This window comes from Pseudomonas sp. P4_C8 (assembly GCF_056401975.1).
The window spans coordinates 201628-211080 of record NZ_JBFUIH010000009.1 but is presented as its reverse complement, the minus strand read 5'-3'; the positions used below and the strand labels follow the sequence as shown (position 1 = coordinate 211080).

Below are 9453 nucleotides of genomic sequence, written 5' to 3'. Positions count from 1 at the left end.
GGCGGCCAGTGCTTTTGGGTAGCGCTTTATCAAAGCCCAGTCGCACCAGGTCCAGCTTGGCGACGTAGATGTCGATAACGCGAACGAGGTGATCCTCAGGGATCAACTCCTCCAGCGAAACCGGGAACAAACTGGTCTGGGTACGGGACTGTCCCTGGATGTAGGCCATAACGAAAAATGCTCCGTATCTTTCGATGCGGAGCATTTTCTTTGATCGCCAGGCAGATTGCTAGGTTTTCACACAGTCTGATTGGGCCGGTTTATTTTTGACTGGGATTTGTGGTGGCCTCATCGCGAGCAGGCTCACTCCCACAGTGGATTTGTGGCGTTCACAAACCTGTGGGAGCCAGCCTGCTGGCGATGGCGTCAGTCAGCGCACCACAAAACCATCAGGCTGCCGCGAAACGCTTATCCAGATAATCAATGATCACCTTGGACTCATACATCCAGGTCGTCTGGCCGTTCTCTTCAATACGAAGGCACGGCACCTTGATCTTGCCACCTTGCTCCAGCAGGGTCTGGCGATCCTGTTCGCTGTTTTTCGCGTCACGCAACGCCACCGGAACATTCAGGCGGCGCAGGGTACGGCGGGTCTTCACGCAAAACGGGCAGGCGTGGAATTGATACAGAGTCAGGTCTTTGGCAGCGGAGTTGACCTTGGCCTGAGCCTCGGCGGGGCGTTGCTTCTTGCCGGGACGAGTCAGGAAGTCGATGAAGATGATCAGTTGGCCAAGGCCGACACGAAGCGCTTTTACGAACACGTTGAAAGCCTCACGGAGCGAATGAAGAAGGGCGCGCAGCTTACCTGATTTTTTGCAGACGAAAAAAAACCGGCGATGAATGCCGGTTTTCTTCGTGCCGCACATTACTTGATCAGGCTGAGAAACTCGCTGCGGGTGGCCGCGTTTTCGCGGAACTCACCGAGCATCACCGAAGTGATCATCGACGAATTCTGTTTCTCCACACCGCGCATCATCATGCACATGTGCTTGGCCTCGATCACCACCGCAACGCCCAAGGCGCCGGTGACTTGCTGGACCGCTTCCGCGATCTGGCGGCTGAGATTTTCCTGGATCTGCAGGCGGCGGGCGTACATGTCGACGATTCGCGCCACTTTCGACAGGCCCAGCACTTTGCCGCTCGGGATGTAGGCGACATGCGCCTTGCCGATGAACGGCAGCAGGTGGTGTTCGCACAACGAGTACAGCTCGATGTCCTTGACCAGCACCATTTCGCTGTTGTCGGAGCTGAACAAGGCACCGTTGGTGACCTCTTCCAGCGTCTGTTCATAACCGCGGCAGAGGTACTGCATGGCTTTGGCGGCACGCTTTGGCGTGTCGAGCAGGCCCTCGCGGGAGGCGTCCTCGCCCAGTTGGCCGAGAATCGCGGTGTAATTCTGTTCCAGTGTCACAGAGCTTTATTCCGTATGGGTTCTAGAGGGGTACGGGTTCTGTCTGTACCAATTTTGTACCAATCAGGCTTTGTTCAAGCTTCCCGACTTCGCTCCAGTCTTCACTGGAATTGATCCACCGGGCGTAAGTCGACAGTAGCATTTGCACGCTGTGGCCGAGCTGATTCGCAATGAACCCGAGGTTCATGCCTGCCATGAGGCACATGGTAGCGTAAGTGTGCCGGCAGTTGTATTGCCGTCTGGCCCTGATCTTCAGTGCGACCAGTGCCGCCTTGAAATGTTTGTCTGTCACGCTGGCCTGCTGGATGAACTCAAAGTTCTTGGTCGGCGGGAACACATAAGGCGACTGCTTGTGCTGTCGCCGGCTCTGCTTCGCCCTCAACTCGGCCACACTCTTGGCCACCTCAATCGCATTTAATGCCCTGCTATTCAGCATGACTCGCCGCGCTTCACGGGTTTTCGTGCGCTCCTCGATCTTGTAGTCCGCGACGATCCGACACACGTTGGCGACGCGCCCCTCTGTATTCACCTCATCCCAGCGCAACGCCGCTATCTCCCCTGGCCACATGCCGGTGTAAACCGTGAACTCGAAGTACGCCGCGTACACCAGCATCGAACCGGTCAGCACCTTATATAAGTGCCCGATAATCAAATCAGCCTCAACCACCGTAGACACTGGCCAATGCCGATTGGCAGGCGAAGTGGGATGACCGTGACAAGCAGGGCGCTGAAGCTCGGACGCTCAACGAAGCAGCCGAGCGCACCAAAGAGCAGACCTACCAACAATCAATCAACAAGTCGGTTCAAGATGGTCAACGCACGATCGATCAAGCAACTGCTGATGCTGCCGCTGCTCGCGCTTCTGCTGACGTACTGCGCGGGGGTGGCCAACGCCCTTGCTGCTCGACTCGCAACCAGTGAAGCCAGCGGCAATTCCTGTACTGCCGCCGCAAGCAAGGCAACTGCCCGCGCCGCAATGGTGCTTGCCGACGTGCTCAAGCGCGCTGATGAAAGAGCGGGAAACCTGGTGGAGTATGCTGAGCAAAGCCGCGGACGCGGAGTGACCTGCGAACCGGCGTATGACGGAATTCAGATCGCCAGATAATGGTAATCTGGCGCCTTTCTGTGATTCGTCATCGGGTGTGTAAAGTGGTAAGAGAGTTCGAGTTCATCAACTTCTTCAGGGCAATCGCTGCGCTTTGGGTGTTGGTGGCACATTGCATGATTTGGGGTGGGTGGTATGGCATCCCACTGCCATCGGCGAAGATTGCAGTGAATCTGTTCATGCTGATCTCGGGCTTTCTGATGATGGCGAATGCCACCGCGCGGAAGCACTCGGAGCCGCTGACTACGGGAAGGAGCTGGGCGCGTTTTTGGGTTCGTCGCTACTTCAGGCTGGCTCCGGCCTACTATCTGTCCCTGGCGCTGGCAGTAATGTTCAGCTCCTACTTTCTCCTTGGCTACAAAGAACTCCAGCACTTGAACCCGGCCCTGTGGGCTGGCGGTGATGGTGGGGTTTATGATCCGATGCGGATCGAGTACACCGCCACAAACATGTTTCTGCACCTCACTTTCCTGTTTGGACTACATCCTGAGTACTCATTCTCGACATTCCTTCCGGACTGGAGCCTCAGCCTGGAAATGCAGTTTTATGCAGTTTTCCCCCTGCTGTTCCTGGTGTTTCGTCGGATTGGCGTCGCAAAGGCGTCGCTGCTGATCGGCGTTCCGGTGTTTCTGGTGGGGGCGTGGATATCCTCAAAAGCCCACTATTTCGAGCCCTCGCTAATCGTTCTGCGGCTCAATTACTTCCTCGCGGGCATGGTTTTGTTTGCGGCGATGAAGGAGGGAGTTTCCAAAGCTCGGCAAGCCAGCCTGATCACCTGCGCAATGGTGCTCGTTTATATTGGTTCGAGGGTTGATCCTGATTTCCTTGTGCTTCCAGGCATCCTGCTGCTGATGCTGGCCATCGGCCTGGCCGAGAAGTCTGGCCGGGCTCCGTCCTGGCTAATCAGCCTGATCAACAATAAGCCGGTTCGGTTCGCCTCGGACACGTCCTATGGTGTCTACCTTTTCCACGGTTTCTTTATTGCAGCCTCCGGACTCATCATCACGCGGGTTCCATTCCTTCTTGGACTGACACCGCCGCAGCGCGTCGGCGTTATGTTGGTCTTTGTCCTGGCGGGTGCGTACCTGACTGCCTATCTGGTTTACAAAGCTGTTGAGCTGCCAGGTATCCGGCTCGGGGGACGAGTGAATCGGTCGATGCTTTCGATTGAGCGAAAGCCGGTTGTTACTTGATTGATTTTGTTCGGCCGGCAGGACGCCGGATAGGGATGGGCCAATTCTTGGGCCAATTTATCGGGGTGTGTTGGAGTAAGGCGGGGAATCGCCGGGGATTGGCCCTTGAATTCAAAGGCCGATTCCCCGTCTATCCCCGTTTAGAACAGCAGGGAAGGGAGCAGATCTGAATTTGGCATGTGCTAATTCTCCGCAGACGAGGAAAGCGTAGCAGTCGATAAGACGATTTGAATGGAATGGTGCTCGGTCGGCAGAACGCCGGTAGAAGGGATGGGGCTGGGCGGCCACGTCCGTACACATGGCCTCCCTGGTTTTACAACACCGCCAAGACGACAGTAGCCAAAAGAGCCAGTGCAACAGCGGACACTGGATCTATGCCCATCGAGCCGAAGCTAATGGCCATGCCACCGAACGCACGAATGCGTTTGTGCAAAACTGCTGAACCAGCTTGATTAGATATACCCAAAGGTAATCCTACCTTGCTGTTCTCAGAGTCTCATAGTGTGGCCGGCGCGGAGGTTCAGACTGTTGCTGTTTCTCTGTGTGTTCTCTGGACACAAAGGGTCAGCAGCCCAACCAGTACTTAGGCAGCAACAGTAGATGCTGATGCTGTCAAAATTACGTGCGGAGAATGACGAGATTCAATTTGAAAAGTAAGGTCTTCAATTTCTCGACTCCGTGTTCGCAGTGCTATCCCGTACCAATTTTTGTACCACTGACCGTGTATTCAGGGTGTGAGCCGGGTATTCCAAAGTAATGAAGTGCCCGGTTTCATTGGTTCTGCGTACTTTGGCTTACCCCTTTAGAATTGCGGTGTAATTCTGTTCCAGGGACATGAAACTACCTGTGGGGATTTTCGCAAAGGGCAAGGGTATGGACACGGCGCTGCAAGCGTGAAGCGACAGCTTTACTCGTCACGACCTTCCATCATGGTGCGTTTGAGCATCACATACACCGCTCCGGCGCCGCCATGTTTAGCCTGGCACGAGGTGAAGCCAAGCACTTGTGAATGCTGGCGCAGCCAAGTGTTGACGTGACTTTTGATCATCGGCCGCTTGCCGTCCAGACGCACGGCTTTGCCGTGGGTGACGCGCACGCAGCGAATTTCGAATTTGGTCGCTTCGGCCAGAAACGCCCAGAGGGTTTCTCGCGCTTTTTCCACGCTCATGCCATGCAGATCGAGGCTGCCCTCGAACGGAATCTGACCGATCTTGAGCTTGCGCATCTGGCTTTCCTGAACCCCGTCACGGGCCCACATCAACTCGTCTTCCGGGCCGACATCAATGACGAACTGATCGGACAGCCCATCAACGGTGGTGGCATCGGTGCGAATGGTCGCGGCTTGACGCAGCTTGGCGATTTGCGCACGGTCGGCCTTGGGTTTGCCGGTTTCGGCGCGATCGTGCTTGATCGGCTTGACGCCTTGGATCGCACTTTTGAACAGGGAAAAATCGTTGTCTTGCATGTCAGCCTCCGCGAAGGGCGGCCAGTTTACCCAAGTCGAGTCGCTATCCATAACAATTGAGGCCCGGCAAATACCAGGCCTTCTGTTCAGTCGTGTTTTTTCATCAGGTGTGGAGACATGTTCAGCCCGCGCGACTGGCGCGAACGGCGCCGGCACCGACGCCAAAGCCATACGCCGAGGTACAGCATGAACAGGCCGATCGCCAGAATCACTGCCGCACCGATCCGGCTGGTGTTCAGTTCGCCCAGCGCGGGTACGTGGCCAAACAGGCTGGCGGCAGCGGCCATGGCGAGCAAGACACCGCACGTTGCCAGCAACGCGGCAAACGCGGCGCCAATTCGAAAACGCCAGTTGCGTTGGCCTTTGGGCCGCAAGCGGCGAGCGTCAAAACCATCGGATAACTTCATTCCGACCTTCCTCAATGGGTATCGGCCCTTCGACCGGGAGTTGACCGGGATGTTCCTGAGGCTAAGACAATTGCGGCAAATGGGTGACTTTTGCGGATGAGCGGCAGTATTGGCCGCTCATCAAGGGCCGATCAAATCAAATCAGATCGTGAGTGAGCGCGAGCGTGGCGAAGTTGTCCGCCATGATCGCCATTTCGGTCTGTTGAACGTGTTCGGCGCTCAACACGCCGCCCTTGTAAGGTAAATCGCGCGTGGCACAGGCGTCTTCCACCAGCGTGCAACGGAAACCCAGATTCTTAGCAGCGCGCACCGTGGTGCTGACACTGGAGTGACTCATGAAACCGCAGACGATCAGGTCAAGGGCGCCGAGGTCTTCCAGGCGCTTTGCCAGTTCAGTGCCGTGGAACGCACTTGGCAGCAATTTGCCGATGATGGTTTCGTCGGGCAGTGGTTCAAGGCCGGGGATAAACTCACCACGCTCGCCTTGTGGATCGAACAGCCCGCCGACCGTGCCGAGGTGGCGTACATGCACGATGGTGCGGCCGGCCGCGCGGGCAGCCGCCAGCAATTGCTTGATGTTCGCGACGGCAGCGTCCATGCCGCTCAGGGCCAGCGGACCGCTGAGGTACTCCTTTTGTGCATCGATGATGACAAGGGTCGCATGGCTCAGATTGGCTGCTGCGTAACCGCGGCCGCTGAGTTGAAACATCGTTTTTGGAACGGACATTCTGGGGCTCCTTGGAGTGGGGCTTTTGCGCCATTGTCCTCTGGCTGAGCGGTTCTGTGAATCGCTACTATTGTAGATGTCGTCTTTACTGGCTTGCAGCCTTGTCAGTTTGCTCGTTTTGTTCAATAGCCAGCGGTAAAAAGGGATGGATCCTACATCTGGTCCGGTGTTTTTCCTGCGTCGTCGTGGCGCGTTTTGGCTGTTAGAATTGCCAGTCGTTTTTTCTGGAGTTTGCCGCCGTGATCACTTCCCGACTTCGTACCCTGCGTGACCATATCCGTTGGGCCGTCAGCCGCTTCCATGGGGAGGATCTGTTTTTCGGCCATGGGACTGACAACGCCTGGGATGAAGCCCGTCAACTGGTGTTGGGTGCCTTGCACTTACCGTGGGAAATAGCTGACAGCTACCTTGACTGCGCGTTGGAAGAAGATGAGCTGGTGAATTTGCAGCGCTTGCTCAAGCGTCGCATCGAAGAACGCATTCCGACTGCCTACTTACTGGGTGAAGCGTGGTTTTGTGGCATGTCGTTCATCGTCGACGAGCGCGTGCTGATCCCGCGTTCACCGATTGGCGAGCTGATTGAAAAACGTTTCGAGCCTTGGTTGGGTGCAGAGCCGGCTCGCATTCTCGACCTCTGTACCGGTTCCGGTTGCATCGGCATCGCCTGTGCCTATGAATTCCAGAACGCCGAAGTGGTACTGGCCGACCTGTCGTTCGAAGCGCTGGAAGTGGCCAATCAGAACATTGAGCGTCACGGTGTCGATGAGCGGGTGTACACCGTTCAGGGCGATGGGTTTGATGGCTTGCCGGGTCAACGTTTCGACCTGATCGTGTCGAACCCGCCCTACGTCGATGCGGAAGATTTCGCCGATATGCCGGACGAGTATCAGCACGAGCCGGAGCTGGGACTGGCCTGTGGCGATGATGGTTTGAACCTGGTGCGTCGCATGCTCGCTGAAGCTGCGGATCATCTGACCGACAAGGGCTTGCTGATTGTCGAAGTGGGCAACAGCCAGGTTCACGTCGAGGCGCTGTACCCGGAAGTCGATTTCGCCTGGCTCGATTTCGAGCGCGGCGGGCATGGGGTATTCATGTTGACGGCTGAGCAGTGCCGCGATCATCAGGCCCTGTTCGCTTCCCGCGTCTGACTTTAGAAAGCCATCGCGGGCAAGCCATGCTCCTACAAAACCTGTAGGAGCATGGCTTGCCCGCGATGGCCGCGCCTCGGTCTCAAACTTTTACCGATGCGTAGCAATCCAGATCAACAACCCCGCCTGAAACACCGCAAACGCCACCAGACACGTAATGGTAAAGCGCAGCCCGGCGTCTTCTCGCCTGTACTTGCTGACTTTTTCTTCGTGCGTCTGCAGCTTCACTTCCTGCTCGGCCAGGTTCTGTTCGGCCTGCTGAAGCATCTGTGCTGCTTCAAGAATTTCCACCTGCTGCAGCTTTTCAGTGTTCCAGTCGCCCGAAAGGTCGCCGATCCGTACGGCTTCGACGCGGCCCTTCAAATGCTGGGCATCGGCATACACCACCTCAAAACCATGGGCCCCGAGAAAGTGATCGCGGCGTAGGCGGGTGTCTTCGTTCAGCGCATCTTTGTTGTTCAGGTTCATGCCGTCGACGGTGTAACCAGACCAACGCTTCTTCGCCCAAGTGATCCCTTGAGCGGCCATGTAGCGGCCGATGCCACGGTTCATCGGTTCAATCTGCAGGCCACTGTCGGGCCCGAAATGCACGCTCTTGGTGGTGTGATCGACCCACACGTCCAGATGATTCTGTTCTTTGCGCACACGCTGACCGGGCAGGGTGATGCTCATGCGCATCAGGCTTTGATCCGTGCTGTGGCGTTCGGCATAGCCGAATTCGACAAAGCGCAGCGGCCTCCCGCCGGTGTTACGGTCGGTTTTTAGCGGCGCCAGACGAAGCATTTTGTGGTGCTCGACGTGGACGTCCGCCCACGGCAGCTCAACCGCTGGCGGTGCGTCTTGTTCAGCGGTGGTGTCGGGTGAAGTCTGGGTATCAGTCATAACGGCGAGATCCTGTCCAAGCCCTGCCGCCAGCCAGTGCGCTGGCGACAAAGGCTTATCGGCCGTTTTTGACAGGACTGGAGGGCCAACAGCGCTTAACGGGTGCTAAGTCCGTCAATAAACCCGAGAATTCGTGTGCCAAGTTCGGCAGCCAGCGGCAATTGTGGATCTTTGTAAGAGGCCAGTTGGCGTTTTACATCGTTGGGCACGATGCGCATGACGTGATTCATGCCTTCGATCAGCGCCAGTTCGGCGTCCGGTTTGGCGGCCTTCAGCAGCCTGGCGTCACCGACACCGACCTGAATGTCGTTGCTGCCCTGGATGATCAGCGCCGGCATCTTCAATCGGGCAAACGCCGCTGCCGGATCCTGGCGGAACAGCGAAATCAGATACGGCTGCACACTTGGGCGGAATATTCCCTGCAATGGCGGGGGCACGTTGTCGTCGGTGTGGCCGGCCTTGAGGGTGTCGAGCAGCTCATTACTGCGCTGCATCAGCGCAGGTGGCAGGTGATTGCTCAACTGCTGACGCAACACCTGATCGACCGGTCGCGCGCTGCCGGACAGGGAAATGACCCCGGCAGCATCCACGCTCGGTGCCGCCAGAGTGGCAATCAGGGCGCCTTCGCTGTGGCCGAGCAAAATCAGTTGGCTAAAACGTGGATCGGATTTGAGCTTGCGCCCCCAGGCTTCGGCATCGGCCACATAGGCCTCGACCGACAGATTGCGTTCGTCCGGGGTGGCGGCAAGGCTCGCCGCCACCCCGCGTTTGTCATAACGCACGCTGGCGATGTTGTGTTTGGCCAGCACCCAGGCCAGCCGTTTCAGGCTGTCGTTGCGTCCGCCATCGGTGTTATTGCCGTCGCGATCCGTAGGACCGGAGCCGGATATGATCAGGACAACCGGCACAGGCGTGTCGGACTTGGGCAGCAGCAACGAGCCGAAAAGCTCACCGCTGCCGGTATCCAGGGTGACGGGGCGTTGCAGGACGGTGGCCTGCACAAAGCCGGTAAACAGGGTCAGGCTCAAGGCTAAAACTCGCAGCATCATCACGCCATCATTCACAAAGATGCCGTTTGGACTCACCGGCACCCATAAGGTTCGAGGATGAACTAC

11 protein-coding genes and 2 pseudogenes are annotated in these 9453 nt (G+C 57.2%); 4 read left to right on the top strand and 9 right to left on the bottom strand.

The genetic code is table 11. The features are described 5' to 3' along the window. From AC1DWM_RS08415 to AC1DWM_RS08400, 4 genes and pseudogenes are all read right to left on the bottom strand, one after another. Positions 1–169, bottom strand: a pseudogene (locus AC1DWM_RS08415) (IS5/IS1182 family transposase); the annotation flags it as partial. A 220-nt stretch (positions 170–389) separates the two neighbouring features. Beyond that, positions 390–761 (bottom strand): glutathione S-transferase N-terminal domain-containing protein, encoded by a 372-nt coding sequence (locus tag AC1DWM_RS08410; protein ID WP_223518682.1) that lies wholly within the window; start codon positions 759–761, stop codon positions 390–392. Positions 762–865: 104 nt separating this feature from the next. Further along, positions 866–1411, bottom strand: a complete 546-nt coding sequence (gene folE, locus AC1DWM_RS08405; protein WP_223518685.1) for a GTP cyclohydrolase I FolE — start codon at positions 1409–1411, stop codon at positions 866–868. 22 nt (positions 1412–1433) lie between these two features. After that, positions 1434–2063 carry a site-specific integrase gene (locus AC1DWM_RS08400; RefSeq protein ID WP_477794995.1) on the bottom strand — a complete coding sequence of 210 codons (630 nt, stop codon included), beginning with the start codon at positions 2061–2063 and terminating at the stop codon, positions 1434–1436. Positions 2064–2086: 23 nt separating this feature from the next. Between AC1DWM_RS08400 and AC1DWM_RS08395 the strand changes: the two genes are divergently transcribed. Genes AC1DWM_RS08395 through AC1DWM_RS08385 form a run of 3 tightly spaced genes read left to right on the top strand, consistent with a single transcriptional unit; the run spans position 2087 to position 3709 of the window. Beyond that, positions 2087–2332, top strand: a complete 246-nt coding sequence (locus AC1DWM_RS08395) for a DUF2514 domain-containing protein (protein WP_263288328.1) — start codon at positions 2087–2089, stop codon at positions 2330–2332. Continuing rightward, positions 2220–2516, top strand: a complete 297-nt coding sequence (locus AC1DWM_RS08390) for a DUF2514 family protein (RefSeq protein WP_477794998.1) — start codon at positions 2220–2222, stop codon at positions 2514–2516. Before AC1DWM_RS08395 ends, AC1DWM_RS08390 begins: the two co-directional genes overlap by 113 nt. A 20-nt stretch (positions 2517–2536) precedes the next feature. Continuing rightward, complete coding sequence (locus AC1DWM_RS08385) at positions 2537–3709, top strand: acyltransferase family protein (RefSeq protein WP_223518689.1); 1173 nt, start codon at positions 2537–2539, stop codon at positions 3707–3709. 907 nt (positions 3710–4616) lie between these two features. Here the strand turns inward: AC1DWM_RS08385 and AC1DWM_RS08380 are convergent. From AC1DWM_RS08380 to AC1DWM_RS08370, 3 genes are all read right to left on the bottom strand, one after another. Continuing rightward, the gene (locus AC1DWM_RS08380) at positions 4617–5174 is read right to left on the bottom strand and encodes a Smr/MutS family protein (protein WP_452627542.1); all 558 of its coding nucleotides are present in this window, start codon (positions 5172–5174) and stop codon (positions 4617–4619) included. Positions 5175–5260: 86 nt separating this feature from the next. Continuing rightward, entirely contained in the window at positions 5261–5581 is a 321-nt protein-coding gene (locus AC1DWM_RS08375) for a hypothetical protein (RefSeq protein ID WP_223518693.1), read from the bottom strand. Between the two features lie 136 nt (positions 5582–5717). Beyond that, positions 5718–6308 carry a cysteine hydrolase family protein gene (locus AC1DWM_RS08370; protein WP_223518694.1) on the bottom strand — a complete coding sequence of 197 codons (591 nt, stop codon included), beginning with the start codon at positions 6306–6308 and terminating at the stop codon, positions 5718–5720. A gap of 239 nt (positions 6309–6547) precedes the next feature. Between AC1DWM_RS08370 and prmB the strand changes: the two genes are divergently transcribed. Continuing rightward, entirely contained in the window at positions 6548–7456 is a 909-nt protein-coding gene (prmB, locus tag AC1DWM_RS08365) for a 50S ribosomal protein L3 N(5)-glutamine methyltransferase (protein WP_223518695.1), read from the top strand. A 90-nt stretch (positions 7457–7546) separates the two neighbouring features. Here prmB and AC1DWM_RS08360 read toward each other — a convergent pair whose 3' ends face one another. Continuing rightward, a complete protein-coding gene (locus tag AC1DWM_RS08360; protein WP_477794994.1) occupies positions 7547–8338 on the bottom strand; it encodes a hypothetical protein in 792 nt (263 codons plus the stop codon). A gap of 95 nt (positions 8339–8433) precedes the next feature. Then, positions 8434–9433, bottom strand: a pseudogene (locus tag AC1DWM_RS08355) (alpha/beta hydrolase). Positions 9434–9453: the final 20 nt, after the last annotated feature.

Coding starts and splice junctions, on each gene's coding strand:
- AC1DWM_RS08370 (WP_223518694.1), bottom strand. CDS start 6,308: ATGTCCGTTCCAAAAACGATGTTTCAACTCAGCGGCCGCGGTTACGCA.
- AC1DWM_RS08360 (WP_477794994.1), bottom strand. CDS start 8,338: ATGACTGATACCCAGACTTCACCCGACACCACCGCTGAACAAGACGCA.
- AC1DWM_RS08380 (WP_452627542.1), bottom strand. CDS start 5,174: ATGCAAGACAACGATTTTTCCCTGTTCAAAAGTGCGATCCAAGGCGTC.
- AC1DWM_RS08390 (WP_477794998.1), top strand. CDS start 2,220: ATGGTCAACGCACGATCGATCAAGCAACTGCTGATGCTGCCGCTGCTC.
- AC1DWM_RS08375 (WP_223518693.1), bottom strand. CDS start 5,581: ATGAAGTTATCCGATGGTTTTGACGCTCGCCGCTTGCGGCCCAAAGGC.